Genomic DNA, 23,696 nt, shown 5'->3' with positions numbered 1-23,696 from the left:
CCCGATCAGTGCACCCATTACCGACCGACGCCTTACAAATCCCCCAAACCATCAATCAGTGCCTGGTTCTGTTCCGGCGTGCCGATGGAAATCCGCAGGAACTGGGCAATCCTCTCTTGCTTGAAGTGCCGGACGATCACGCCTTGCTCGCGCAATTTCGCCGCCAGCCCGGCCGCGTCGTGCTTTGGATGACGGGCAAAAATGAAGTTCGCCGCCGACGGCAGCACTTCAAAGCCCTTCGCTTCAAGTTGCGCAACCACCCACTCACGATGCTCGATGACCAACCGGCACGTCTTGTCGAAGTACTCGCGATCCTCGAACGCCGCCGCCGCCCCGACATTTGCCAGGCGATCCAGCGGATAGGAGTTGAAGCTGTTCTTGATCCGCTCCAGCGCCTCAATCAAATCCGGATGCCCCACCGCCAGGCCCACCCGCAGGCCGGCCAGCGAGCGGGATTTGGACAAGGTCTGAGTCACCAGCAGGTTCGGATAACGGTCCACCAGGCTGATCGCCGTCTCGCCACCGAAGTCGATGTAGGCCTCATCCACCACAACCACCGAATCCGGGCTGGCCTTGAGGATTTGCTCAACCGCGTCCAGTGCCAGCAGGCAACCGGTCGGTGCGTTCGGGTTCGGGAAGATGATCCCGCCGTTTGGCCGGGCGTAGTCCGCCGGGTTGATTTGGAACTGCTCGTCCAGCGGCACCGCGTCGAACTGGATGCCATACAACCCGCAGTAGACCGGATAGAAGCTGTAGCTGATGTCCGGGAACAGCACTGCTTTGTCGTGTTGCAGCAAGCCGTGGAAGATGTGCGCCAGGACTTCATCGGAACCGTTGCCGAGGAACACCTGGTTGGTCTGCACGCCGTAATACGTAGCCACGGCGTTTTTCAGCAGATCGCTGTTCGGGTCCGGGTACAGACGCAGGTTGTCGTTGAGTTCGGTCTGCATCGCCGCCAGCGCTTTTGGCGATGGGCCGTAAGGATTTTCGTTGGTGTTGAGCTTCACCAGTTTCGCCAGTTTCGGCTGCTCGCCCGGCACGTAAGGCACCAGATCCTTGACGAACGGGCTCCAGAATTTACTCATGTTCAGTTCCCCTTTTGCTCATCAACAATGCGGTATTCGGCGCTACGGGCGTGGGCAGTCAGCGACTCGCCACGGGCCAGCACGGAAGCGGTCTTGCCCAGTTCGGACGCACCCTGCTCGGAGCAGAAGATGATCGACGAGCGTTTCTGGAAGTCGTACACACCCAGCGGCGAAGAGAACCGCGCGGTGCCGGACGTCGGCAACACGTGGTTCGGGCCTGCGCAGTAATCGCCCAGGGCTTCGGAGGTGTGACGGCCCATGAAGATCGCGCCGGCGTGACGGATCAGCGGCAGCCAGGCTTGCGGATCGGCGACCGACAACTCCAGGTGTTCCGGCGCAATGCGGTTGGCCACTTCGATGGCCTGCTCCATGTCGCGAACCTTGATCAACGCACCACGGCCATTGATCGAGGTTTCGATGATCTGGGCGCGCTCCATGGTCGGCAGCAGTTTGGCGATGCTGGCCGCGACCTTGTCGAGGAACTCGGCGTCCGGGCTGACCAGAATCGCCTGGGCGTCTTCGTCGTGCTCGGCCTGGGAGAACAGGTCCATGGCGATCCAGTCCGGATCGGTATGGCCATCGCACACCACGAGGATTTCCGACGGACCGGCGATCATGTCGATGCCGACCTGGCCGAACACATGGCGCTTGGCGGTGGCGACATAGATATTGCCCGGGCCAACCACCTTGTCGACCTTCGGCACGCTTTCGGTACCGTAAGCCAATGCGGCAACCGCTTGCGCGCCGCCAATGGTGAAAACGCGGTCAACACCGGCGATGCACGCCGCCGCCAGCACCAGTTCGTTGAGTTCACCGCGCGGTGTCGGCACCACCATGACCACTTCGGTCACGCCGGCGACCTTGGCCGGAATTGCATTCATCAACACGGAGGATGGGTACGACGCCTTGCCGCCCGGGACGTACAGACCGGCGCGATCCAGTGGCGTGACCTTCTGGCCCAGCACCGTGCCATCAGCTTCGGTGTAGGTCCAGGAATCCTGTTTCTGTTTTTCGTGGTAGCTGCGCACGCGGGCCGCGGCTTTTTCCAGCGCTTCACGCTGAGGCACGGTGATGCGGGTCAGGGCCAGTTCCAGGCGTTCACGCGGCAGGATCAGATCCGCCATGGACGCAACGTCCAGGCCGTCGAACTGCCGGGTGAAGTCCACCAGCGCTGCGTCTCCACGCTCGCGCACGGCTTTGATGATGTCCAGCACTCGCTGATTGACCGAGTCGTCAGACACACTTTCCCAGCTCAGCAGATGATCCAGATGATGCGCGAAATCCGGGTCAGCAGCATTGAGTCGGCGAATTGCAGTCGGTGCGGTCATAGCGAGAGCCTCATAGGAATGGCAAAAACTCAGGCGCCCTAACTTAGCAGTCGTTTCCGCTTGGGCACCTGAGAATTCTGGCTATGAGGCGGATAGACGGGCGCGACTTAACGTCGCGCAGGTGAATCAGCCGCGGTGTCGAGACTCCACTGCCTTGCGCAGGGTGTCGATCAACGCCTGGATACGGGCGTGCTGCATTTTCATCGACGCTTTGTTGACGATCAGCCGGGAGCTGATGTCAGCGATGAAATCCTGGGGTTCCAGGCCATTGGCACGCAAGGTGTTACCGGTGTCGACCACGTCGATAATCTTGTCCGCCAGACCGATCAGCGGCGCCAGTTCCATCGAGCCGTAGAGCTTGATGATGTCGACCTGACGGCCCTGCTCGGCGTAGTAACGCTTGGCAACGTTGACGAACTTGGTCGCTACCCGCAGGCGGCCCTTGGGTTCGACATCACCGACACGGCCGGCGGTCATCAGCTTGCAGAGGGCAATTCGCAAGTCCAGCGGTTCGTAAAGACCCTGGCCACCATATTCCATCAGCACATCTTTACCGGCGACGCCCAGGTCCGCGGCACCATGCTCGACGTAGGTCGGCACATCGGTGGCGCGCACGATCAGCAGGCGCACGTCGGCCTGGGTCGTGGGGATGATCAACTTGCGGCTCTTGTCCGGATTCTCGGTCGGCACGATGCCCGCTTCAGCCAGAAGCGGCAGGGTGTCGTCAAGGATGCGGCCCTTGGACAGTGCGATGGTCAACATGGGAAACGTCAGTCCTTATCAGGCTACTGATGCCCGGTCGCAAACGGCGCCGGACACACATCGAGCCAGAAACTGGCTCGACTTGAAACAAATTCAACGGGCGCGTCCCTGCGCCCATGCAGCAGAAACTAGCCCGGTACGCGGCGAATCTTGGCGCCGAGCATCTGCAGTTTCTCTTCGATGCACTCGTAACCACGGTCGATGTGGTAGATGCGGTCGATCAGGGTGTCGCCTTCGGCGATCAGTGCCGAGATTACCAGGCTGGCCGAAGCACGCAGGTCGGTGGCCATCACTGGCGCGCCTTTCAGCTTTTCGGTACCGGTGACGATGGCCGTGTTGCCTTCGACCTGGATCTTGGCGCCCATGCGGTGCAGTTCGTAAACGTGCATGAAGCGGTTTTCGAAGATCGTCTCGATCACGGCGCCCGTGCCTTCGGCAATGGCGTTGAGGGAGATGAACTGCGCCTGCATGTCGGTCGGGAACGCCGGGTACGGAGCGGTCCGCACGTTGACGGCTTTTGGCCGCTTGCCGTGCATGTTCAGCTCGATCCAGTCTTCGCCGCAGGTGATTTCCGCGCCCGATTCCTTGAGTTTCTCAAGAACCGCTTCGAGGATGGTCGGATCAGTGTCCTTGACCTTCACGCGACCGCCGGTGACGGCTGCCGCCACCAGATAGGTGCCGGTTTCAATACGGTCAGGCATCACTTTGTAGGTGGTCGGGTGCAGACGCTCAACGCCATCGATGGTGATGGTGTCGGTGCCGGCGCCAGTGATCTTGGCACCCATGGCAATCAGGAAGTTCGCCAGGTCGATGACTTCAGGTTCGCGAGCGGCGTTCTGCAACACGCTGCGGCCCTTGGCCAGGGCGGCGGCCATCATGATGTTTTCGGTACCGGTCACGCTGACGGTGTCGAAGAAGAAGTGCGCACCGCGCAAGCCGCCTTCTGGCGCCTTGGCCTTGATGTAGCCGCCTTCGACGTCGATGACCGCGCCCATGGCTTCGAGACCACGGATGTGCAGGTCAACCGGACGCGAACCAATGGCGCAACCGCCAGGCAGGGCGACTTCGGCTTCACCGAAACGGGCAACCATCGGGCCCAGCACCAGGATCGATGCGCGCATGGTTTTCACCAGCTCATACGGTGCGATCAGGGTCTTGATGGTGCGCGGGTCGATTTCGACGCTGAGCTTCTCGTCGATCACCGGCTCAATGCCCATGCGGCCGAACAGCTCGATCATGGTGGTGATGTCGTGCAGGTGCGGCAGGTTGGCAACCGTTACCGGGCCATCGCACAGCAGGGTTGCAGCCAGGATCGGCAGGGCAGAGTTCTTCGCCCCGGAGATGCGGATTTCGCCATCAAGACGAACGCCGCCAGTAATAATCAATTTATCCATAAGAATCTCGACGCCCTTGGGCTCAGGTGCGCTCGGCCCAGGCCGCGCTGCTGAAAAATTTCATAGTGACCGCATGGATGCTGCCATCGGTGATCCATGGGTTCAAATGGGCATAGATCTGCTGCTGACGCTTCACCGGGCTTAACGCCGCCAGTTCATCGCTAATCACGTTCAGCTGGAAATTGCAGCCTTCGCCCTCAACTTCTACCAACGTTCCGGGCAGCTTTCCTTCAAGGAAGCTCTTCACTTCTACGGCCTGCATGCTCAACCTCAATCGGCGCCCTGTGCGCGCGGGTCGGACATCATACAAAAAAGCCCCGCGCCTGCGAACCCCGCGAAGCAGGACTCTGACGGGGGGCTTCTTTATAGATGCTGGTTAGGGATGCGCCAACAGCTCGGTCAATTCGCTGACCTGAGCGATTTCACGCATGTCTTCTGGCATTCCGCGGATGCTCAGCGCCTTGCCGGCCGCCTCTGCATCGCGCATGAAGCACAGCAGCAGGGACAAGCCTACGCTGCTGGACTTCAACACTGCCGAACAATCAACCACCAGTTCGGCGGCCTTGCTGGACTTGATCAACGCCTGCCCCTGCTTGCGCAGACCAGGGCCGGTGCGGTAATCCAGCATGCCGCTCAGTCGCAGCTCGCCGGTTTCGCTCATGCGAATGGCCGACACACTCATTGGGCAGACTTCTCGGAGGCGTCTGCGGTTTTATCCTTGGCCTTGGCGACTTCCCCGGCCCAACCGTTGATGGTCTTGTCCAGGTCATTGCCATTGCGCTGCATCGCATCGGCGAACTGATCGCGGAACAGCTTGCCGATATTGATGCCGTTGATGATCACGTTGCGCAGTTTCCACTCGCCGTTGATTTTCTCGAGAGTGTAAGACACAGGATAGATCGAGCCGTTGGAGCCTTTGACCGTCATGGCAACGCTGGTACGGTCTCCGGACTCATCCTTGGCAGGGTCGACGGTGATGCCCTGATTGTTGTACTCGAGCAAGGCGTTGCCATAGAACTGGAACAGACCTCTCTTGAAGTTTTCTTCGAAGGTCTTCATCTGCGCCGGCGTTGCTTTGCGCGAGTATTTGACCGTCATGATGCTTTTGGAAATGCCCTCGGCATCCACGACCGGCCCGACGATGGTGTTCAGCGCCGTGTAAAAGTCTTGTGGGTCCTGCTTGTACTTCTCTTTGTTGGCCGACAGGTCTGCAAGCAACCGAGTCGTGGTGTCCTGCACGATTTCGTGCGCTGAGGGCGCTGCCACGGCGTTAGCCATCAACGGCAGGGCCGCGAGTAATACCAACAGGCCACGTCGCAAGGTAGAGATCATTCAAAAGCTCCTCATTTGGCGTCTTTGCTAACGGTATTGAGCAGGAATTTACCGATCAGGTCCTCGAGCACCAGCGACGACTGGGTGTCGTGGATGGTTCCACCATCCTTGAGCAAGCCTTCTTCGCCGCCCACGCTGATGCCGATGTACTTCTCGCCCAACAGGCCAGCGGTCAGGATAGATGCAGTGGAGTCGGTCGGCAGGTTATCTACGCGCTTTTCCAGCTGCATCGTCACTCGACCGGTGAAACTGTCGCGGTCCAGATCGATCGCCGTGACCTTGCCGATGGTCACACCGGCCATGGTCACTTTAGCTCTGACCGTCAAACCGGCGATATTGTCGAAATATGCATAAAGTTTATAAGTATCGGTGGTGGCACTTGGGGACAGGCCACTGACCCGCAACGCTAGCAACAGCAAAGCCAGGATGCCAGCCAGCAAGAAAAGGCCGACACCGATTTCCAGGGTGCGGTTTTGCATCAGAAATCTCCAAACATCAAGGCGGTCAAAATAAAGTCCAGGCCGAGCACAGCCAAAGAGGCGTACACCACGGTCTTGGTAGTGGCACGACTGATCCCCTCGGAAGTGGGCTCGCAGTCATAGCCTTGGAATACGGCGATCCAGGTCACGACGAAGGCAAAGACGATGCTCTTGATGATGCCGTTGAGCACATCATCGGTGAACGTCACGCTGTTCTGCATGTTGGACCAGTAGGAACCTTCATAGACACCCAGCCAGTCGACAGCCACCCACGAACCGCCCCAGATACCCACCACGCTGAAAATCATCGCCAGCACTGGCAGGGAAATGAAGCCGGCCCACAGGCGCGGGGCAATGATGTACTTGAGCGGGTCGACGCCAATCATTTCCAGACTGGACAACTGTTCGGTGGACTTCATGTTGCCGATTTCGGCGGTCAGCGCCGAACCTGCACGCCCGGCGAACAGCAGTGCCGTGACCACGGGGCCAAGTTCGCGCAACAGCGTCAGCGCAACCATCTGCCCCACCGCCTGCTCCGAACCGTAGCTGGACAGGATGTTGAAGCCTTGCAGCGCCAGCACCATGCCGATGAACACCCCGGAGACCACAATGATCACCAGGGACATCACGCCCACCGAATGCAGTTGCTTGATCAGCAGGCCAAAGCCGCCGCCGATACCACCGCGACCGAGCAAGGCATGAAACAGGAAAATCGCCGAACGGCCGAACACCGCCAGCACATCGATGCCGGCATGGCCGAACCGACGCACGCGTTCCAATAGTGAAATCTTGCGCATCAACGCTTCCCCAGAAGATCTGCGCGGTAATCCGTCGCTGGAAAGTGGTATGCGACCGGACCGTCGGGATCGCCGGTCATGAATTGACGAATCCGCGGTTCCTGCGAGTTCATCAGCTCCTCGGGAGTGCCCTGCCCCAACACCTGGCCGTCGCCCACCACATAGATGTAGTCGGCGATGCTGGCGGTCTCGGCCAGATCATGGGAGACCACGATACTGGTGATGCCCAACGCATCGTTGAGCAAGCGGATCAGGCGCACCAACACGCCCATGGCGATAGGGTCCTGGCCGACAAAGGGTTCGTCATACATGAGGATCTGCGGATCGAGGGCAATCGCCCGCGCCAGCGCGACACGGCGCTTCATGCCACCGGACAGTTCGTCGGGCATCAGCTCGATGGCGCCACGCAACCCCACGGCCTGCAATTTGAGCAGGACGATGTCACGGATCATTTCTTCCGGCAGCTCGGTATGAACGCGCAGCGGAAAGGCGACGTTCTCGAACACGTCGAGGTCGGTAAACAGCGCGCCGCTCTGGAACAGCACACCCATATGCTTGCGCGCATCGAACAGATCGCTGCGCGACAGCTTTGGCAGGTTCTGGCCATTGACCCAGACTTCGCCCTTGGTGGGCCGCAACTGCGCGCCCATCAACCGCAACAGCGTGGTCTTGCCACACCCGGAAGGCCCCATGATGCCGGTGACCTTGCCGCGCGGGATACGGATATCGACGTTATTGAAAATGCTGCGCGCACCGCGCTTGAAGGACAGTCCCTTCAGCTCGACCGCGTAGGCGTTATCGGCACTCATCTAAACTCCTTGCGATGCAGCCTCACACTCGGACGCCTGTCTTTCTGACGAAAGCACATACCTCCACGGGCAGGCCGAACTGGCGGCGAACTATATCACTGCAAAGGCCAAGCGCCCAAGGCCCACGCCGGCCCATGTTCAGCAACTTGACAGGCAAAAAGCCTTGTTCAGAAGGGATTCAGTAACAGGGAATGACAAAGCGTGACGAACTTGCGTGAGGGTTTTGATCATTACCGCTATAATCGCCGCCTTTTCATCAGGCTATACGATTTCTGACATGAGCCAATCCAGCGACCTGATTCAATCTGCACAACGCACCATCCGCCTCGAACTGGAAGCCGTACAAGGCTTGCTGCCCCATATCGACGCAGATTTTGTACGCGCTTGCGAGATGATTCTGGACAGCAAAGGCCGCGTGGTCGTGGTCGGCATGGGCAAATCGGGGCACATCGGCAACAAGATCGCCGCCACCCTGGCCAGCACCGGCACCACGGCCTTTTTCGTGCACCCGGCCGAAGCCAGCCACGGCGACATGGGCATGATCACCCGCGACGACATCATCCTCGCGCTGTCGAACTCCGGCTCCACCAATGAAATCGTCACCCTGCTGCCCCTGATCAAGCGTCTGGGCATCAAATTGATCAGCGTGACCGGCAACCCGGACTCGCCGCTGGCCAAGGCCGCCGAGGTCAACCTCAACGTTCACGTAGAGCACGAAGCCTGCCCGCTGAACCTGGCACCGACCTCGTCGACCACCGCCGCGCTGGTCATGGGCGATGCCTTGGCCGTTGCGCTACTGGAGGCCCGGGGCTTTACCGCTGAAGACTTCGCCTTTTCCCATCCAGGCGGCGCGCTGGGTCGACGCCTGCTGCTGAAAGTCGAAAACGTCATGCACGCCGGCCAGGAGCTGCCGCAGGTTCAGCGCGGTACGCTGCTCAAGGATGCGCTGATGGAAATGACCCGCAAGGGCCTGGGCATGACCGTGATCCTGGAAGCCGATGGCAAACTGGCCGGGATCTTCACCGACGGTGACTTGCGCCGCACACTGGACCGCAGCATCGACATCCACAGCGCCACCATCGATCAGGTCATGACCGCGCACGGCAAGACTGCTCGCGCCGAAATGCTCGCCGCCGAAGCCCTGAAAATCATGGAAGACCACAAGATCAACGCACTGGTCGTGGTCGACAGCGAAGACCGCCCGGTCGGCGCCTTGAACATGCACGACTTGCTGCGTGCGGGAGTAATGTAATGAGCACGGACCTGCTGCAACGCGGCAAACAGATCAAACTCGCGGTATTCGACGTCGACGGCGTGCTGACCGACGGGCGCCTGTACTTTCTCGAAGACGGCAGCGAATTCAAGACGTTCAACACCCTAGACGGTCAAGGCATCAAGATGTTGATGGCAGCCGGCGTGCAGACCGCTATCATCAGCGGCCGCAAGACCCCGGTGGTCGAACGGCGGGCGAAGAACCTCGGCATTCCACACCTCTACCAGGGTCGTGAAGACAAACTGGTGGTGCTCGACGAACTTCTTGCCCAACTCAACCTAAGCTATGAACAGGTCGCCTACCTGGGCGACGACTTGCCGGACCTGCCGGTGATTCGCCGCGTGGGTCTGGGCATGGCCGTAGCAAACGCTGCCAGCTTCGTGCGTGAACACGCCCATGGCATCACCCTGGCCCGTGGTGGCGAGGGTGCCGCTCGCGAATTCTGTGAATTGATCCTGCGCGCCCAGGGCCGCCTCGATGCGGCCAACGCCGCGTACCTGTGAGCCCATTATGCTGAGCAAAAAGATTCGTAACATCCTGGTGTTCGGCTGCATCGCGGCGCTGTTCGCCGCGGTCGGCTACTGGAACATCAGCCCGGAACGCTTCCTCGACAAGCCGGTGGTCACGGTCGATGAAAGCGCAATCGACTATTACGCCCTCAACGCCCACAGCGTTCAGTACCTGCCGGACGGCAAACTGCAATACGAAATGACGTCCGACAAGGTCGAACACCTGAAAGCGAGCGAGGTGACGTTGCTGACCAACCCTGACCTGAACATGTTTCGCGGTACGCAGTTTCCGTGGCACGTCCAGAGTGAGCGCGGCGAAGTCAACCCGGACGGCACTCAGGTCGAGCTGATCGACTCGGTGCGCATCACCCGTTTCGACGAGAAAAACCGCCGAACCCTGATTACCACCACCCGAATGACGGTGTTCCCGCAGCAGCAATATGCGCAGACCGATCAACCCGTTAGAATCGACGGCGCTGGCGGTGTATCGACAGGCAACGGAATGAAAGCGTATTTGAAAGAAAGCAGGATACACCTGCTATCGAACGTAAGAGGACAGTATGAGGCTCGTTAAAACTCTCCCTATTTTGCTCAGTCTGGGCGCAGCACTGGGAAGCGTGAGCGCCTGGGCTCTGCCGAACGATCAAGAGCAGCCTATCCGCATTCAGGCCGACGACGCCCAACTGGACGACAAGAATGGCGTTGCCACCTATAAAGGTGACGTGATCATCACTCAGGGCTCGATGAAGGTCACCGGTAATACCGTGACCATCACCCGTACCCCGGCTGGCGACATCGACGTGGTGACCTCGGTGGGCAACCTCGCCTACTTCGAGCAGATGCAGACGGCCGGCGACACCAAGCCTGTTCAGGGCTGGGGCGTGACCATCCAGTACCACGCCTCGCAAAACCGCGTCGTGCTGATCGACAAGGCAAAAGTCGTCGACAAGGACAACAACGTCACCCAGGGCGAGAAAATCGTCTACGACACCCAGAAAAAGCTTGCGAGCGCCGGGCGTGCTACGGGTAGCAAGGTTACCGAGTCGCGTCCGCGCATCGACATGGTGATCCAGCCCAAGCCGAAAAACGACGCGAAAAAGGCTCCTTAATGGCAACTCTGAAAGCTCAGCATCTGGCCAAGAGCTACAAGAGCCGCCAGGTCGTGCGTGACGTCAGCCTGTCCATCGACAGCGGTCAAATCGTCGGCCTGCTAGGCCCTAACGGCGCCGGCAAGACCACCTGTTTCTACATGATCGTCGGCCTGGTGCAGGCCGATCAGGGTCGCGTGCTGATCGACGACCTGGACGTCAGCCACCAGCCAATGCATGGTCGTGCGAAGGCCGGTATCGGCTATCTTCCGCAAGAAGCGTCGATCTTCCGTAAACTCTCGGTCGCCGATAACATCATGGCCATCCTCGAGACCCGCAAGGAACTCGACAAGGCCGAGCGTCGCAAGGAACTGGAAAGCCTGCTGCAGGAATTCCACATCAGCCACATCCGCGACAACCTAGGCATGAGCCTGTCCGGTGGTGAACGTCGTCGGGTGGAAATCGCCCGGGCACTGGCCACCAACCCGAAATTCATCCTCCTCGACGAACCATTCGCCGGTGTGGACCCTATTTCGGTGGGCGACATCAAGCAGATCATCTACCACCTCAAGGCCAAAGGCATTGGCGTGCTGATCACTGACCACAACGTCCGTGAAACCCTGGATATCTGCGAAACCGCCTACATCGTCAACGATGGTCAACTGATCGCCGAAGGTGACTCCGCCACCATCCTGGCCAACGAACTGGTCAAGGAAGTGTATCTGGGCCATGAATTCCGCCTTTAAGCAGTAAGGTGTCTGGCTGATTGTCCGAGCGCTCGTCGCGATAAAAAATCAATACTTTTTTATTGTTACAGCGCTCTAGGCAAACGCTGCAGTTTCGGGCATATAATTTGCTTATGTTTGGCGCTCCGGCGCCCTGTAGTGGATGGCGCATGTGCGCCGGCGAATAAGGTGTTAAGCCCCTGCCATGAAACCATCGCTAGTCTTGAGAATGGGCCAGCAGCTGACGATGACACCGCAGCTGCAACAGGCCATCCGCCTGCTCCAATTGTCGACCCTGGACCTGCAACAGGAAATCCAGGAGGCCCTGGAGTCCAATCCGATGCTCGAACGCCAGGAAGAAGGCGACGACTTCGATAACGCCGACCCCTTGGCCGACAAAGCCGAACAGCTCCCCAACGCCGACATTTCGGAACCCTCCTACCAGGAAACCGCCCCGACGGTGGATAACCTCGAGGAAGGCGACTGGAACGAGCGCATTCCCAACGAGCTGCCCGTTGATACCGCGTGGGAAGACGTCTACCAGACCAGTGCCAGCAGCTTGCCGAGCAACGATGACGACGAGTGGGATTTCACCACCCGCACATCGGCCGGCGAAAGCCTGCAAAGCCATTTGTTGTGGCAACTGAACCTGGCACCGATGTCCGACACCGATCGTCTGATCGCCGTGACCCTGATCGACTGCATCAACAATCAGGGCTACCTGGACGAAACCCTCGAGGAAATTCTCGAGGCCTTCGATCCGGAACTGGACATCGAACTGGACGAAATCGAAGCCGTCCTGCACCGCATCCAGCAATTCGAACCGGCCGGCATTGGCGCCCGCAACCTGGGCGAATGCCTGCTGCTGCAATTGCGCCAACTGCCAGCCAAGACGCCTTGGCTGGCCGAAGCGAAACGCCTGGTCACCGACTACATCGACCTGCTCGGCAGCCGCGATTACAGCCAGCTCATGCGTCGCATGAAGCTCAAGGAAGATGAACTGCGCCAGGTCATCGAGCTGGTGCAGAGCCTCAACCCGCGCCCGGGCTCGCAGATCGAGTCCAGTGAAGCCGAATATGTTGTCCCTGACGTGATCGTGCGCAAGGACAATGAGCGCTGGCTGGTCGAGCTGAACCAGGAATCGGTGCCACGGCTGCGGGTCAACGCCCAATACGCCGGTTTTGTGCGCCGCGCCGACACCAGCGCCGACAACACCTTCATGCGCAATCAGTTGCAAGAGGCCCGCTGGTTCATCAAGAGCCTGCAAAGCCGCAACGAAACCCTGATGAAAGTAGCCACTCAGATCGTCGAGCATCAGCGCGGCTTTCTTGAATACGGCGACGAAGCGATGAAGCCGCTGGTCCTGCATGACATCGCCGAAGCGGTGGGGATGCACGAGTCGACGATTTCACGGGTCACCACGCAAAAATTCATGCATACCCCTCGGGGCATATATGAACTGAAATACTTTTTCTCCAGCCACGTCAGCACCTCCGAAGGCGGTGAATGCTCGTCCACAGCGATCCGCGCGATCATCAAAAAACTGGTTGCCGCGGAAAATCAGAAAAAGCCGTTGAGTGACAGCAAGATCGCTGGTTTACTGGAGGCACAAGGCATTCAGGTGGCTCGCCGCACCGTCGCCAAGTACCGCGAATCCCTCGGGATCGCGCCTTCGAGCGAACGCAAGCGGTTGATGTAGAGCCACGCCACAGCGTTCCAGTGGCAGGCATTTCTGCCTGCCGCTTTATGCACTGGCAACGAAGGAGAAGCTGTATGCAAGTCAACATCAGTGGACACCAACTGGAAGTGACCGAACCTCTTCGCACCTACATCGGCGAAAAACTCGAACGATTAGAGAGGCATTTCGACAAGATCACCAACGTGCAGGTCACGATGACGGTCGAAAAGCTCAAGCAGAAAATCGAAGCCACGCTGCATATTCCCGGCAATGAAGTGGTCGCAAACGCGGAGCATACCGATATGTACGCGGCGATCGACGCACTGACCGACAAGCTGGATAAACAACTCAAAAAGCATAAGGAAAAGACCCAAAGCCTCCTCCAGGGCGCGACCGGTCGTTAACACTCCCAACCCATGATCCGACTTGAAAGCATCCTGACCCCCGGCCGTTCCCTCGTGAACGTGCCGGGCGGCAGTAAAAAGAAAGCCCTCGAGCAAATTGCCAACCTTATCCACAAAGAAGTGCCGGATCTGGAGATGCAAGATGTCTTCGAGGCTCTGATTGCCCGTGAAAAACTCGGCTCAACCGGTTTTGGCAACGGCATCGCCATTCCCCACTGCCGCCTGAAGGGCTGCACCTTGCCCATCAGCGCCCTGATGCACCTTGATGCACCCATTGATTTCGACGCCATCGACGGCGCCCCGGTTGACCTGCTGTTCGTTCTGCTGGTCCCGGAAGCCGCTACCGATGCGCACCTGGAGTTACTGCGCCAGATCGCCAGCATGCTCGACCGCAAGGAAGTGCGCGAAAAACTGCGCAGCGCCCCGAGCAATGAAGCCTTGTATCAGGTTGTCCTGGACGAGCAAAACGGTCATTAACCATGCGCTTGATCATCGTCAGTGGCCGATCCGGCTCAGGTAAAAGTACCGCACTCGATGTTCTCGAGGACAACGGCTACTACTGCATCGACAACCTGCCCGCCGGATTGCTGCCGGAACTGGCCGAGCGCGCGCTGATTCATACCGAGCTGGCACAACCGCTGGTCGCGGTATCCATCGATGCTCGCAACCTGCCGAGTCACCTGTCGCGGTTTCCGGAATTGCTTGAAGAAGTCCGCAGCCGGCATATCAAGTGTGATGTGCTGTACCTGGACGCCGACGAAGAAACGTTGCTCAAACGCTTCTCGGAAACCCGCCGCCGCCACCCGCTGAGCAACGCCAATCGCTCGCTGGCCGAGGCAATTCAGGACGAAAGTGCCCTGCTGGGTCCGATCGCCGATCTGGCGGACCTCAAGGTGAATACCACCAACCTGAACCTGTATCAGCTGCGCGATACCATCAAGCTGCGTCTGCTGAACCAGCCGGAAGCGGGCACGGCGTTCCTGGTGGAGTCTTTCGGGTTCAAGCGGGGCATGCCGGTTGATGCAGACCTGGTGTTCGACGTGCGCTGCCTGCCCAACCCTTACTGGAAGCCGGAATTGCGCGACCAATCCGGGCTTGATCAACCGGTGGCCGAATACCTGGCGGCACAACCGGACGTCGAAGAGATGTTCCAGGACATCTCCACGTACCTGCTCAAGTGGTTGCCGCGCTTTGCCGCCAGCAACCGCGCTTATGTCACCATCGCCATTGGCTGCACCGGCGGGCACCACCGCTCCGTCTACCTGACCGAACGTCTGGGCCAGGTCCTGCAACAATCCCTGAAGAACGTCCAGGTTCGCCACCGCGACCTCAGCTAAAGGATTCACATCGCGATGCCTGCTCGGGAAATTGAAATCATCAACAAGCTGGGCCTTCATGCCCGCGCTTCGGCAAAATTCGTTGGCGTTGCGGGTCAGTTCCCGGGTTGCACCATCAGAGTAGGTCGTACGCCAGAATCCGCGGTCGATGGCAAAAGCATCATGGCCATGATGATGCTCGCCGCCGGCAAGGGCACCAAAATCCACCTGAGCACTGAAGGCGAGCAGGAACAGGAAGCGATGGATGCGCTGGTCGCACTGATCAATAACTTCTTCGACGAAGGCGGTTGAACATTCGCCTAAGCGAGCGCCGTATCCATCACCATCATCAAACAAAACCCGATCAACAACCCAAGACTCGCCAGCTTGTCGTGACCATTGCGCCGCGACTCGGGAATCACTTCATGGGTGACCACCAGCAACATCGCCCCCGCCGCCAACGCCAACCCTAACGGCAACAGCAATTCGGCCAGGCTCACCAGCCAGGCGCACAACAGCGCAAAGACCGGCTCCACCAGACCTGATGCCGCACCGATCAGGAAAGCTTTGACCCGCGACATCCCCGCCCCTGCCAGTACCAGCGCAATCACCAACCCTTCCGGCACATCCTGCAACGCAATGCCCATAGCCAGGCTGTCAGCATCCGGCATCCCACCACCGGCCGAAACCCCGACTGCCATGCCTTCGGGGATGTTATGGGCAATGATGGCAAATACAAACAACCAGATCCGTGGCGGGATGACCGGGCGCTCCAGGGCTCCAACGAGCATTTCCGGCGAGGCGCCCGACACTTTACGGTCCACCAGAAACAGCCCGAACGCGCCAAGCATGATGCCGAAGCTGATAAGGCCACTGGCCGCCCAGGGTGTCAGCCCCAGGCTTTCAGCAGCCGAGATCCCCGGAACGATCAGCGAAAACGCCGTCGCCGCGAGCATCACTCCGGCACCAAAACCGAGCAACGTATCGCTGACCGCCTGCGGCATGCGGCGAATCACCAGCACCGGAACCGCACCCAACGCAGTGCCCAGGGCACAAATCGCCCCGCCCTGCAGTGCACGCAGTAGCTTGGGTTCGAGATCGAGCCACGCCAGTCCGTGCGCGACCAACAACGACATGCCCGCCAGCAGCAACAGCGATCCCAACGCGTAACGAAACATTCGTCCGCTGCCAAACGTCAGTGTTTCAGTGCCCATAGTCAGCCTTGGATTGTTTTTATAGAGGACTTAAACCAGCGCAGCCTGATAACGCGTAGCGACTTCAGGCCAATTGATCACGTTGTAGAACGCATTGATGTATTCCGGACGACGGTTCTGATATTGCAGGTAGTAAGCGTGCTCCCACACATCCAGGCCAAGGATCGGCGTATTGCCATTCATCAGCGGGCTGTCCTGGTTGCCGCTACTTTCCACTATCAGGGTCTTTTGCGGCGTGACGCTGAGCCAGGCCCAGCCACTGCCAAAGCGGGTCAGCGCAGCTTTGGTGAAGGCATCCTTGAAACTGTCCAGGCCACCCAGTTGCTCATCAATCGCCTTGGCCAGCGCACCTTCGGGTTTGCCGCCACCGTGAGGCGCCATCACTTCCCAGAACAGCGAATGGTTGGCGTGGCCGCCGCCCTGATTGATCACCGCCGCGCGGAGTTTTTCCGGCAGCTGCCGGACGCTGGCGACCAGTTTTTCCACCGACCACTCGGCAAATTCGGTGCCTTCGACCGCGGCGTTGAGATTATTGATGTAGGTCTGGTGGTGCTTGGTGTAATGGATCTCCATGGTCTGCGCATCGATATGCGGTTCCAGGGCATCGTAAGCGTAAGGCAGGGCAGGCAAGGTAAAAGCCATTTCAATGGACTCCATGGTGTAGAGGCGCAGACGATGCGGTATCGGTGTGCAGCAAACGGTGGGTGCGCGGATATTCGCCGTGGTCGCTGATGAAATTCAGCAGCTCGACATAGGTTTTGCTGCTTTGGTGCTTTGCGGCTTCACGCAGTGCCGGGGGCAGGCGCGGGTCCTGCAGGGTTTGCAACAACCGCTGATGGATCGCGCACAAATATTCGGCGCTCTCCTCCGGCTGGTTCAGACGCAAATGCAGATCCGCCAGGTTGTGATGGGAAATCACGCAGGCCGCCACCGCTTCGTCGGCATCCGCCCAGCGCTCGAACAACACCTGGGCCAGGGCAAGTGCCTGCAAGTAAGCCTCGCGGGCATCGACCAATTCGCCCAGCATGAAATGGCGATTGGCCCTTTCGATCGTGCGTTTCCAGTGCTCCATGGTGAGCCTCCAAAGCGGTAGCGGTGATTACACGCCGCCTGCGGTGAGCTTCTCTGGGTTGAGTAATTCTTCCAGTTGGCTGCGCGTCAGGTCGGTGTGCTCCAGGGCGACATCGATCACCGGACGCCCCTGTTGATAGGCCTTCTTGGCGATTTCAGCGGCTTTTTGGTAACCAATGATCGGGTTGAGTGCGGTCACCAGAATCGGGTTGCGCGACAGCGCCTCTTTGATTCGAGATTCGTTGACCTTGAAGCTGGCGATGGCCTTCTCACCCAGCAGATGACTTGAGTTGGCCAGCAATTCGATGCTGCTCAGCAGGTTCTGGGCGATGATCGGCAGCATCACGTTCAGCTCGAAATTGCCTGACTGACCGGCGATGGTGATGACTGTGTCATTGCCGATCACTTGGGCGGCGACCATGGCAGTGGCTTCCGGGATCACCGGGTTGACCTTGCCGGGCATGATCGAAGAGCCCGGCTGCAAGGCTTCAAGTTCGATTTCGCCGAGGCCGGCCAGCGGGCCGGAGTTCATCCAGCGCAGGTCGTTGGCGATTTTCATCAACGAAACCGCTGTCGCTTTAAGCTGGCCGGAGACCGCCACCGCGGTGTCCTGGGAGCCGATCAGCGCAAACAGATCCTTGCCCGGTGTGAACTGAACGTGGGTCAGCTCGCTCAGCTGTTGGCTGAAACGCGCTGCGAATTGCGGATGTGCATTGATCCCGGTGCCGACCGCCGTACCGCCCTGAGCCAGGGATTGCAGGCTCGGCAGCAAGTCCTGCAAGTGACCGATGTTGGCCTTGAGCTGCTGCGCCCAGCCATTCAGGACCTGACTCATGCGCACCGGCATGGCGTCCATCAAGTGCGTGCGACCGGTTTTGACGTGGTGATGAACCTCTTCAGCCTTTCGCTCGATGACCTGCACCAGACCCACCAGCGCCGGCAGCAGCTGCTCATGCAAGGCAAGTGCAGCGCTGACATGGATGGTGGTCGGGACAATGTCGTTGCTGCTTTGACCGCAGTTCACATGATCATTAGGGTTCACCGGCTCGCCAAGCAAGCGGCTGGCCAGGGTGGCAATCACTTCGTTGGCGTTCATGTTGGAACTGGTGCCGGAACCGGTCTGGAAGATGTCCACCGGGAAGTGCTGCATGAAGTCGCCCTGAAGCAGCCCCAGTGACGCATCGACGATGGCTTTGCCCTGGGATTCGCTGATTTGCTTGAGCTCGACATTGGCACGGGCAGCGGCGGCTTTGGCCAGAATCAGCGACCGGATGAACTGCACTGGCATCGGCTTGCCGCTGATCGGGAAGTTATCCACCGCACGTTGGGTCTGTGCGCCATAGAGGGCGTCCACCGGGACTTGAAGCTCGCCCATGCTGTCGCGCTCAATACGAGTCTGAGGGTCTGTCATCAGAAAATCCTTGCACCAGTTCGTTTAGGGGAATCGAGGGCTGTAACTCGCAGATCGCCAGTTGCCAGGTGTAGCTTTGCCAGCGTTTGAGGCGGCATTTGCACAGAGAGAGGCGTTCGAGTTCGCGCAGCGGGCGCCAGGCTTGGTCGAGGCAGTAAGTCCGCCAGTGCCACGGCAGCGCGACATCGGCGGCGGTGTCGAGCAACAAACGGAAGGACGTCTCGGCGATGGTCCAGGGAGAAGTGGCCGTGCAACACGCCAGATACCGGCCTTCAGCCAGGTAATGTTCGATCAGGCGCGGCTCGTCGGGGTCCATCGCGCAACGGATCTGGCGACTCATCCAGCGCCAGCTTTCGAGGTAAGGCTGCTCGTGCAAGGCAGAACTCATGATCCGGGCTCATTCGGTAATGAGATTTATTATTAGATGATAATGAGAACCAAAACAACCCCGAGAGCACGCACCGAAATCCATTGTGGGAGCGAGCCTGCTCGCGAAGGCGACCGAATATTCAATATCTGTGTCGTCTGACACTCCGCTATCGCGAGCAGGCTCGCTCCCACAGGGAACGGTGCATGGCACATAAAAAAAGCGCGCCACCTGATGGGTGGCGCGCTTTTTTGCTTAGCGGTAAGGGTTTAGCTGCCCGCGACGGTCATCCGCTCGATCAACACCGAACCGGTGCGAATATTACTGCGCAATTCCAGGTCATTACCGACGGCAACGATCTGCTTGAACATGTCGCGCATGTTGCCGGCGATGGTCACTTCCTGGACCGCGAACTGGATTTCGCCGTTCTCGACCCAGTAACCCGCCGCGCCCCGGGAGTAATCGCCGGTGACCATGTTCAGGCCCTGGCCCATCAGCTCGGTGACCAGCAAGCCACGCCCCATGCGGCGCAGCAAGGCGGCTTGGTCTTCATCACCATGGGTGACGAACAGGTTGTGCACGCCACCCGCGTTGGCGGTGCTCGGCATGCCCAACTTGCGCCCGGAGTAAGTGCCGAGGATGTAGGACACCAACTCGCCTTTCTCGACGAACGGTTTGGCGTAAGTCGCCAGACCATCACCGTCGAACGCCGAACTGCCCATGGCGCGCATCAAGTGTGGACGCTCATCGATGGTCAGCCATTCCGGGAACAGTTTCTGACCCAGCGTGCCTTCAAGGAACGACGATTTGCGATACAGGCTGCCGCCGGAAATCGCCGAGAGGAAGCTGCCGAACAAGCCACCGGCCAGTTCCGCGGAAAACAGCACCGGCACTTCGCAGGTCGGCACCGGACGCGCGCCCAATCGGCTCGCGGCCCGTTGCGCGGCACGCTGGCCGATGCTCACCGGGTCGGCCAACAAGTTACCCTGACGGTTCACGTCGTACCAGTAATCGCGCTGCATCTGGCCGTCAGCCTCGGCGATCATCACGCAGCTCAGGCTGTGCCGGGTCGACGCATAACCGCCAATAAAACCGTGGCTGTTGCCGTAAACGCGACAGCCTTGATGGGTGCTGAGGGTCGTGCCGTCGGCGTTCTTGATCCTACTGTCGGCGGCAAATGCCGCGGCTTCGCAGGTCAGCGCCTGCTCGATGGCCTGCTCCGGGGTGATGTCCCATTCATGGAACAGGTCGAAATCCTGCAGATCCCTGGCCATCAGCGCGGCATCTGCCAGGCCGGAAGCTTCGTCTTCGGAGGTGTGCTTGGCGATGGCCAACGCCGCCGCGACGGTTTCACGAATCGCCTCAGGACCACTGGCCGAGGTGCTGGCCGAGCCTTTGCGCTGACCGACGTACAAGGTGATGCCAAAGCCCTGGTCGCGGTTGAATTCGACGGTTTCGACTTCACGCTGGCGCACCGAGGTGGACAGGCCCTGCTCCAGGGACACGGCCACTTCACAGGCACTGGCCCCCTGACGCTTGGCTTCAGCGATGATCTGCTCGACTTGTTCTTGCAGTGCCGGCAACGCTTGTGGGCCGACGCTTTCAACTGCACTCATGCTGTTCTCCACTCAAATTCTGCTTTCGGCTGGGGCCTTCGAGCGACCGGGCCGGACAAGCGGCCCCCGACTGGTTATCATGGCGGCGTTTCTTTGCGGACGGCCACCATGGTTGATTCTTACGACGACTCCCTCGATACGGGAGAAAAAAGCAAATCCCAGGTTAAACGCGAGCTTCATGCTCTGGTTGACCTCGGCGAGCGCCTTACAACGCTCAAGCCTGACTTGCTGGCAAAACTGCCGTTGACCGACGCTATGCGCCGGGCACTGGCTGATGCGCCCAAGCACACCGCGAATATCGCGCGTAAACGGCACCTTATGTTCATCGGCAAACTGATGCGCGATCAGGACACTGACGCCATTCTGGCGCTGCTCGATCAACTCGATGCCTCCACCCGGCAGTACAACGAACGTTTCCATGGCCTGGAACGCTGGCGCGATCGCTTGATCGCGGGCGACGATGCGGTCCTGGAGAAGTTCGTGCTCGACTACCCGGAGGCTGATCGTCAGCAGTTGCGCTCCCTGATCCGTCAGGCCCAGCACGAACTGGCGACCAACAAGCCACCGGCATCGAGCCGTAAAATCTTCAAGTACATCCGTGAGCTGGACGAGACTCAACGCGGCCTGCGTTAAATCTCGAATCGGGTGAGTCGCCAAGCGGCTCACCCGAAGCTCCATCCTTTTACGATCCTGTGCCACCCACAGTGATCGCATCGATTTTCAGTGTTGGCTGGCCGACACCCACCGGCACCGACTGCCCATCCTTGCCACACGTCCCCACGCCACTGTCCAGCGCCAGATCGTTACCGACCATCGACACCTTGCTCATGGCTTCCGGGCCGTTGCCGATCAACGTCGCGCCTTTGACCGGGGCAGTGATTTTGCCGTCTTCGATCAGGTACGCTTCGCTGGTGGAGAACACGAACTTGCCGCTGGTGATGTCCACCTGCCCGCCGCCGAGGTTGGCGCAATAGATGCCGCGCTTGACCGACTTGATGATTTCTTCCGGGTCGCTTTCGCCGGCCAGCATGTAGGTGTTGGTCATCCGTGGCATCGGCAGATGCGCATAGGACTCACGACGACCGTTGCCGGTGCGGGCCACGCCCATCAGGCGTGCGTTGAGCTTGTCTTGCATGTAACCCTTGAGCACGCCGTTTTCGATCAATGTGGTGCACTCGGTCGGGGTGCCTTCGTCGTCGACGCTCAGGGAGCCACGACGACCGGCCAGCGTGCCGTCATCGACGATGGTGCACAGCTTGGACGCAACCATCTCGCCCATGCGCCCGCTGTAGGCCGAACTGCCCTTGCGGTTGAAATCACCTTCCAGACCGTGGCCGACCGCTTCGTGCAGCAGCACGCCGGACCAGCCCGAACCCAACACCACCGGCAACGTACCGGCCGGCGCAGGAATGGCTTCAAGGTTGACCAGCGCCTGACGCAGCGCTTCACGGGCGTAGCCCATGGCACGGTCATCGCTGAGGAAATAGCGGTAATCGGTACGACCGCCACCGCCATGACCACCGCGCTCGCGGCGACCGTTTTGCTCGACAATCACGCTGACGTTGAAGCGCACCAGCGGCCGCACATCGGCGGCCAGGCTACCGTCGGTCGAAGCGACAAGAATGCGCTCCCAGACGCCGGCCATGCTCACGGTGACTTGCTGGATACGCGGGTCGAGGGCGCGAGTCGCGACGTCGATGCGCTTGAGCAGTTCGACTTTTTCCGCGCGGCTCATCACTTCCAGCGGGTTGTCCGGCCCGTACAACTGGGTGACGTCCGCCGAGGTGAACGCCTGCACCGTGCCATTCTGCCCGGCGCGGGAGATCGAACGTGCCGCCCGGGCCGCAGCGCCGAGGGCTTCCAGGGTGATGGCATTGCTGTAGGCGAAACCGGTTTTTTCACCCGATTGCGCACGCACGCCCACGCCTTGGTCGAGGTTGAAGCTGCCCTCCTTGACGATCCCGTCTTCCAGCGCCCAGGACTCGGAAATCTGCCCCTGGAAATACAGATCCGCCGCATCGATGCCCGGACCGGCCAGATCGCCGAGCACACCTTGCAGGCTCTCGATCGTTACGCCACCGGGCGCCAGGAGGTGTTCACTGACGGAGGACAACAACTCGCTCATATGTTTACGCCTTAAATTCGTCGTTCCGGGCAGGTCGCTGTGCGCCCTGCGAGAAAAAGCGCCGGTGACTGGACACCGGCATCCGCGTCCTGATGGACGCCTGTTCGCTGCTATCGCGTTCGGCCAGCAGCACGGCCTCGCCTTGATCCTGTTGTGCCAGCACGCGTCCCCAAGGGTCGACGATTGCAGCGTGCCCCCAGGTTTCTCGCGGTCCCGGATGCGTCCCACCCTGGGCGGCCGCGAGCACATAACATTGAGTCTCGATGGCCCGCGCGCGAATCAGCACCTCCCAATGTGCTGCGCCGGTCACCGCGGTAAATGCCGACGGTGCGGTAATCAATTGCGCGCCCGCAGCCCGCAATTCGCTGTACAACTCCGGGAAACGCAGGTCGTAACACACTGTCAGGCCGACCCGGCCGACGGGCGTGTCCGCCACCACAATCCCACTGCCATAAGCATAGTCATCGGATTCGCGATAACGCCCGCGATTGTCTGCCACATCAACGTCGAACAGGTGCAGCTTGTCGTAGCGCGCCACCGTTTCGCCCTGATCATTGACCAGCAACGAACAGGCATGCGCCTTGGACGTCGGATGGCCCAACGGCGGCAACGGCAACGTGCCGGCCACTATCCATAACTTGAGGTCACGGGCGGTCTGTTTCAACCACGGCAGGATCGGACCTTCACCCAACGCCTCGGCGCGGCCGATGTCAGCAATGTCGCGACGGCCCATGGCGGCGAAGTTTTCCGGCAGTACCGCCAGCTGCGCGCCACCCGCCGCCGCCTCTTCGAGCAGATGCCGGGCCCGGGCCAGGTTGGCCAGCACGTCGCTCTGGCTGACCATTTGAATCACCGCAAAAGACATGGCCTTTTCCTTATCGGGAATCAACACAACCCTGTAGGAGCGAGGCTT

General features: G+C 59.9%; 29 protein-coding genes. 11 read left to right on the top strand and 18 right to left on the bottom strand.

All coding sequences use genetic code 11. The annotated features are described in order from the left end of the window. Nucleotides 1-32: 32 nt before the first annotated feature. The 10 genes from hisC to AC1ROI_RS10310 form a co-directional block, all read right to left on the bottom strand. Nucleotides 33-1,085, bottom strand: coding sequence for a histidinol-phosphate transaminase (gene hisC, locus AC1ROI_RS10355; RefSeq protein WP_102595290.1), 1,053 nt, complete (start codon nucleotides 1,083-1,085; stop codon nucleotides 33-35). A 2-nt stretch (nucleotides 1,086-1,087) separates the two neighbouring features. Continuing rightward, nucleotides 1,088-2,413 carry a histidinol dehydrogenase gene (gene hisD / locus AC1ROI_RS10350; protein ID WP_010463296.1) on the bottom strand — a complete coding sequence of 442 codons (1,326 nt, stop codon included), beginning with the start codon at nucleotides 2,411-2,413 and terminating at the stop codon, nucleotides 1,088-1,090. A gap of 126 nt (nucleotides 2,414-2,539) precedes the next feature. Beyond that, nucleotides 2,540-3,175, bottom strand: coding sequence for an ATP phosphoribosyltransferase (hisG, locus tag AC1ROI_RS10345; RefSeq protein ID WP_007901570.1), 636 nt, complete (start codon nucleotides 3,173-3,175; stop codon nucleotides 2,540-2,542). Nucleotides 3,176-3,303: 128 nt separating this feature from the next. Beyond that, on the bottom strand, nucleotides 3,304-4,569 hold the full coding sequence (gene murA / locus AC1ROI_RS10340; RefSeq protein ID WP_010463300.1) for a UDP-N-acetylglucosamine 1-carboxyvinyltransferase: 1,266 nt from the start codon (nucleotides 4,567-4,569) through the stop codon (nucleotides 3,304-3,306). A 22-nt stretch (nucleotides 4,570-4,591) separates the two neighbouring features. Beyond that, complete coding sequence (locus AC1ROI_RS10335; RefSeq protein ID WP_007912386.1) at nucleotides 4,592-4,831, bottom strand: BolA family protein; 240 nt, start codon at nucleotides 4,829-4,831, stop codon at nucleotides 4,592-4,594. 114 nt (nucleotides 4,832-4,945) lie between these two features. Then, nucleotides 4,946-5,251, bottom strand: coding sequence for an STAS domain-containing protein (locus AC1ROI_RS10330; RefSeq protein WP_010463303.1), 306 nt, complete (start codon nucleotides 5,249-5,251; stop codon nucleotides 4,946-4,948). After that, nucleotides 5,248-5,901, bottom strand: a complete 654-nt coding sequence (locus AC1ROI_RS10325) for an MlaC/ttg2D family ABC transporter substrate-binding protein (RefSeq protein ID WP_010463306.1) — start codon at nucleotides 5,899-5,901, stop codon at nucleotides 5,248-5,250. Before AC1ROI_RS10325 ends, AC1ROI_RS10330 begins: the two co-directional genes overlap by 4 nt. A gap of 11 nt (nucleotides 5,902-5,912) precedes the next feature. After that, nucleotides 5,913-6,380, bottom strand: a complete 468-nt coding sequence (mlaD, locus tag AC1ROI_RS10320) for an outer membrane lipid asymmetry maintenance protein MlaD (RefSeq protein ID WP_010463308.1) — start codon at nucleotides 6,378-6,380, stop codon at nucleotides 5,913-5,915. Next, entirely contained in the window at nucleotides 6,380-7,177 is a 798-nt protein-coding gene (gene mlaE / locus AC1ROI_RS10315) for a lipid asymmetry maintenance ABC transporter permease subunit MlaE (RefSeq protein WP_010463310.1), read from the bottom strand. Before mlaE ends, mlaD begins: the two co-directional genes overlap by 1 nt. Further along, nucleotides 7,177-7,986 (bottom strand): ATP-binding cassette domain-containing protein, encoded by an 810-nt coding sequence (locus tag AC1ROI_RS10310; protein ID WP_010463312.1) that lies wholly within the window; start codon nucleotides 7,984-7,986, stop codon nucleotides 7,177-7,179. Before AC1ROI_RS10310 ends, mlaE begins: the two co-directional genes overlap by 1 nt. A 277-nt stretch (nucleotides 7,987-8,263) precedes the next feature. On the opposite strand from AC1ROI_RS10310, the gene AC1ROI_RS10305 reads away from it, so the two are divergent. The 10 genes from AC1ROI_RS10305 to AC1ROI_RS10260 all read left to right on the top strand — a co-directional run bounded on the left by AC1ROI_RS10305 (nucleotide 8,264) and on the right by AC1ROI_RS10260 (nucleotide 15,291). Next, nucleotides 8,264-9,238 carry a KpsF/GutQ family sugar-phosphate isomerase gene (locus AC1ROI_RS10305; RefSeq protein ID WP_010463314.1) on the top strand — a complete coding sequence of 325 codons (975 nt, stop codon included), beginning with the start codon at nucleotides 8,264-8,266 and terminating at the stop codon, nucleotides 9,236-9,238. After that, on the top strand, nucleotides 9,238-9,762 hold the full coding sequence (locus AC1ROI_RS10300; RefSeq protein WP_007941249.1) for a KdsC family phosphatase: 525 nt from the start codon (nucleotides 9,238-9,240) through the stop codon (nucleotides 9,760-9,762). Before AC1ROI_RS10305 ends, AC1ROI_RS10300 begins: the two co-directional genes overlap by 1 nt. Nucleotides 9,763-9,769: 7 nt before the next feature. After that, nucleotides 9,770-10,342: an LPS export ABC transporter periplasmic protein LptC gene (gene lptC / locus AC1ROI_RS10295; RefSeq protein WP_010463318.1), complete on the top strand. Its 573-nt coding sequence runs from the start codon at nucleotides 9,770-9,772 to the stop codon at nucleotides 10,340-10,342. Continuing rightward, entirely contained in the window at nucleotides 10,329-10,877 is a 549-nt protein-coding gene (gene lptA, locus AC1ROI_RS10290; RefSeq protein WP_042932376.1) for a lipopolysaccharide transport periplasmic protein LptA, read from the top strand. Before lptC ends, lptA begins: the two co-directional genes overlap by 14 nt. Further along, nucleotides 10,877-11,602, top strand: coding sequence for an LPS export ABC transporter ATP-binding protein (gene lptB / locus AC1ROI_RS10285; RefSeq protein WP_010463322.1), 726 nt, complete (start codon nucleotides 10,877-10,879; stop codon nucleotides 11,600-11,602). The genes lptA and lptB overlap by 1 nt, the downstream gene beginning before the upstream one ends. Before the next feature lie 184 nt (nucleotides 11,603-11,786). Then, nucleotides 11,787-13,280 carry an RNA polymerase factor sigma-54 gene (locus tag AC1ROI_RS10280; RefSeq protein WP_010463324.1) on the top strand — a complete coding sequence of 498 codons (1,494 nt, stop codon included), beginning with the start codon at nucleotides 11,787-11,789 and terminating at the stop codon, nucleotides 13,278-13,280. 74 nt (nucleotides 13,281-13,354) lie between these two features. Continuing rightward, nucleotides 13,355-13,663, top strand: a complete 309-nt coding sequence (hpf, locus tag AC1ROI_RS10275) for a ribosome hibernation-promoting factor, HPF/YfiA family (RefSeq protein ID WP_007941242.1) — start codon at nucleotides 13,355-13,357, stop codon at nucleotides 13,661-13,663. A 12-nt stretch (nucleotides 13,664-13,675) separates the two neighbouring features. Beyond that, on the top strand, nucleotides 13,676-14,140 hold the full coding sequence (gene ptsN / locus AC1ROI_RS10270) for a PTS IIA-like nitrogen regulatory protein PtsN (protein ID WP_010463330.1): 465 nt from the start codon (nucleotides 13,676-13,678) through the stop codon (nucleotides 14,138-14,140). 2 nt (nucleotides 14,141-14,142) lie between these two features. After that, on the top strand, nucleotides 14,143-15,000 hold the full coding sequence (gene rapZ / locus AC1ROI_RS10265; RefSeq protein WP_010463332.1) for an RNase adapter RapZ: 858 nt from the start codon (nucleotides 14,143-14,145) through the stop codon (nucleotides 14,998-15,000). A 15-nt stretch (nucleotides 15,001-15,015) separates the two neighbouring features. After that, entirely contained in the window at nucleotides 15,016-15,291 is a 276-nt protein-coding gene (locus tag AC1ROI_RS10260) for an HPr family phosphocarrier protein (RefSeq protein WP_010463334.1), read from the top strand. A gap of 8 nt (nucleotides 15,292-15,299) precedes the next feature. Here AC1ROI_RS10260 and AC1ROI_RS10255 read toward each other — a convergent pair whose 3' ends face one another. The 6 genes from AC1ROI_RS10255 to pmbA form a co-directional block, all read right to left on the bottom strand. Next, the gene (locus AC1ROI_RS10255; RefSeq protein WP_102595291.1) at nucleotides 15,300-16,193 is read right to left on the bottom strand and encodes a ZIP family metal transporter; all 894 of its coding nucleotides are present in this window, start codon (nucleotides 16,191-16,193) and stop codon (nucleotides 15,300-15,302) included. 30 nt (nucleotides 16,194-16,223) lie between these two features. Beyond that, complete coding sequence (locus AC1ROI_RS10250) at nucleotides 16,224-16,835, bottom strand: superoxide dismutase (RefSeq protein WP_083375016.1); 612 nt, start codon at nucleotides 16,833-16,835, stop codon at nucleotides 16,224-16,226. A 1-nt stretch (nucleotide 16,836) separates the two neighbouring features. Beyond that, nucleotides 16,837-17,265, bottom strand: a complete 429-nt coding sequence (locus AC1ROI_RS10245) for a DUF2753 family protein (RefSeq protein WP_102595292.1) — start codon at nucleotides 17,263-17,265, stop codon at nucleotides 16,837-16,839. A gap of 27 nt (nucleotides 17,266-17,292) precedes the next feature. Beyond that, entirely contained in the window at nucleotides 17,293-18,675 is a 1,383-nt protein-coding gene (locus AC1ROI_RS10240; protein ID WP_102595293.1) for a class II fumarate hydratase, read from the bottom strand. Beyond that, nucleotides 18,650-19,063 carry a FagA protein gene (locus AC1ROI_RS10235; protein ID WP_077747419.1) on the bottom strand — a complete coding sequence of 138 codons (414 nt, stop codon included), beginning with the start codon at nucleotides 19,061-19,063 and terminating at the stop codon, nucleotides 18,650-18,652. The genes AC1ROI_RS10240 and AC1ROI_RS10235 overlap by 26 nt, the downstream gene beginning before the upstream one ends. A gap of 248 nt (nucleotides 19,064-19,311) precedes the next feature. Further along, nucleotides 19,312-20,658, bottom strand: a complete 1,347-nt coding sequence (gene pmbA, locus AC1ROI_RS10230; RefSeq protein WP_010463346.1) for a metalloprotease PmbA — start codon at nucleotides 20,656-20,658, stop codon at nucleotides 19,312-19,314. 108 nt (nucleotides 20,659-20,766) lie between these two features. Here pmbA and yjgA point away from each other — a divergent pair, with 108 nt between their 5' ends. Continuing rightward, on the top strand, nucleotides 20,767-21,291 hold the full coding sequence (yjgA, locus tag AC1ROI_RS10225) for a ribosome biogenesis factor YjgA (RefSeq protein WP_010463348.1): 525 nt from the start codon (nucleotides 20,767-20,769) through the stop codon (nucleotides 21,289-21,291). A 49-nt stretch (nucleotides 21,292-21,340) separates the two neighbouring features. Here the strand turns inward: yjgA and tldD are convergent, their stop codons facing one another. Both tldD and AC1ROI_RS10215 read right to left on the bottom strand, forming a co-directional pair. After that, a complete protein-coding gene (tldD, locus tag AC1ROI_RS10220; protein ID WP_010463350.1) occupies nucleotides 21,341-22,783 on the bottom strand; it encodes a metalloprotease TldD in 1,443 nt (480 codons plus the stop codon). A gap of 4 nt (nucleotides 22,784-22,787) precedes the next feature. After that, entirely contained in the window at nucleotides 22,788-23,648 is an 861-nt protein-coding gene (locus AC1ROI_RS10215) for a carbon-nitrogen hydrolase family protein (protein ID WP_010463351.1), read from the bottom strand. Nucleotides 23,649-23,696: the final 48 nt, after the last annotated feature.

It is taken from the genome of Pseudomonas sp. GW823-FHT02C02 (assembly GCF_058797635.1).
The sequence above is the reverse complement of the archived record's forward strand: the minus strand, read 5'-3'. Positions and strand labels throughout refer to the sequence as shown.

Bases quoted from the DNA above. Each gene is read 5' to 3' on its own strand.
- hisC (WP_102595290.1), bottom strand. From the start codon at position 1,085: ATGAGTAAATTCTGGAGCCCGTTCGTCAAGGATCTGGTGCCTTACGTG.
- hisD (WP_010463296.1), bottom strand. From the start codon at position 2,413: ATGACCGCACCGACTGCAATTCGCCGACTCAATGCTGCTGACCCGGAT.
- hisG (WP_007901570.1), bottom strand. From the start codon at position 3,175: ATGTTGACCATCGCACTGTCCAAGGGCCGCATCCTTGACGACACCCTG.
- murA (WP_010463300.1), bottom strand. From the start codon at position 4,569: ATGGATAAATTGATTATTACTGGCGGCGTTCGTCTTGATGGCGAAATC.
- AC1ROI_RS10335 (WP_007912386.1), bottom strand. From the start codon at position 4,831: ATGCAGGCCGTAGAAGTGAAGAGCTTCCTTGAAGGAAAGCTGCCCGGA.
- AC1ROI_RS10330 (WP_010463303.1), bottom strand. From the start codon at position 5,251: ATGAGTGTGTCGGCCATTCGCATGAGCGAAACCGGCGAGCTGCGACTG.
- AC1ROI_RS10325 (WP_010463306.1), bottom strand. From the start codon at position 5,901: ATGATCTCTACCTTGCGACGTGGCCTGTTGGTATTACTCGCGGCCCTG.
- mlaD (WP_010463308.1), bottom strand. From the start codon at position 6,380: ATGCAAAACCGCACCCTGGAAATCGGTGTCGGCCTTTTCTTGCTGGCT.
- mlaE (WP_010463310.1), bottom strand. From the start codon at position 7,177: ATGCGCAAGATTTCACTATTGGAACGCGTGCGTCGGTTCGGCCATGCC.
- AC1ROI_RS10310 (WP_010463312.1), bottom strand. From the start codon at position 7,986: ATGAGTGCCGATAACGCCTACGCGGTCGAGCTGAAGGGACTGTCCTTC.
- AC1ROI_RS10305 (WP_010463314.1), top strand. From the start codon at position 8,264: ATGAGCCAATCCAGCGACCTGATTCAATCTGCACAACGCACCATCCGC.
- AC1ROI_RS10300 (WP_007941249.1), top strand. From the start codon at position 9,238: ATGAGCACGGACCTGCTGCAACGCGGCAAACAGATCAAACTCGCGGTA.
- lptC (WP_010463318.1), top strand. From the start codon at position 9,770: ATGCTGAGCAAAAAGATTCGTAACATCCTGGTGTTCGGCTGCATCGCG.
- lptA (WP_042932376.1), top strand. From the start codon at position 10,329: ATGAGGCTCGTTAAAACTCTCCCTATTTTGCTCAGTCTGGGCGCAGCA.
- lptB (WP_010463322.1), top strand. From the start codon at position 10,877: ATGGCAACTCTGAAAGCTCAGCATCTGGCCAAGAGCTACAAGAGCCGC.
- AC1ROI_RS10280 (WP_010463324.1), top strand. From the start codon at position 11,787: ATGAAACCATCGCTAGTCTTGAGAATGGGCCAGCAGCTGACGATGACA.
- hpf (WP_007941242.1), top strand. From the start codon at position 13,355: ATGCAAGTCAACATCAGTGGACACCAACTGGAAGTGACCGAACCTCTT.
- ptsN (WP_010463330.1), top strand. From the start codon at position 13,676: ATGATCCGACTTGAAAGCATCCTGACCCCCGGCCGTTCCCTCGTGAAC.
- rapZ (WP_010463332.1), top strand. From the start codon at position 14,143: ATGCGCTTGATCATCGTCAGTGGCCGATCCGGCTCAGGTAAAAGTACC.
- AC1ROI_RS10260 (WP_010463334.1), top strand. From the start codon at position 15,016: ATGCCTGCTCGGGAAATTGAAATCATCAACAAGCTGGGCCTTCATGCC.
- AC1ROI_RS10255 (WP_102595291.1), bottom strand. From the start codon at position 16,193: ATGGGCACTGAAACACTGACGTTTGGCAGCGGACGAATGTTTCGTTAC.
- AC1ROI_RS10250 (WP_083375016.1), bottom strand. From the start codon at position 16,835: ATGGCTTTTACCTTGCCTGCCCTGCCTTACGCTTACGATGCCCTGGAA.
- AC1ROI_RS10245 (WP_102595292.1), bottom strand. From the start codon at position 17,265: ATGGAGCACTGGAAACGCACGATCGAAAGGGCCAATCGCCATTTCATG.
- AC1ROI_RS10240 (WP_102595293.1), bottom strand. From the start codon at position 18,675: ATGACAGACCCTCAGACTCGTATTGAGCGCGACAGCATGGGCGAGCTT.
- AC1ROI_RS10235 (WP_077747419.1), bottom strand. From the start codon at position 19,063: ATGAGTTCTGCCTTGCACGAGCAGCCTTACCTCGAAAGCTGGCGCTGG.
- pmbA (WP_010463346.1), bottom strand. From the start codon at position 20,658: ATGAGTGCAGTTGAAAGCGTCGGCCCACAAGCGTTGCCGGCACTGCAA.
- yjgA (WP_010463348.1), top strand. From the start codon at position 20,767: ATGGTTGATTCTTACGACGACTCCCTCGATACGGGAGAAAAAAGCAAA.
- tldD (WP_010463350.1), bottom strand. From the start codon at position 22,783: ATGAGCGAGTTGTTGTCCTCCGTCAGTGAACACCTCCTGGCGCCCGGT.
- AC1ROI_RS10215 (WP_010463351.1), bottom strand. From the start codon at position 23,648: ATGTCTTTTGCGGTGATTCAAATGGTCAGCCAGAGCGACGTGCTGGCC.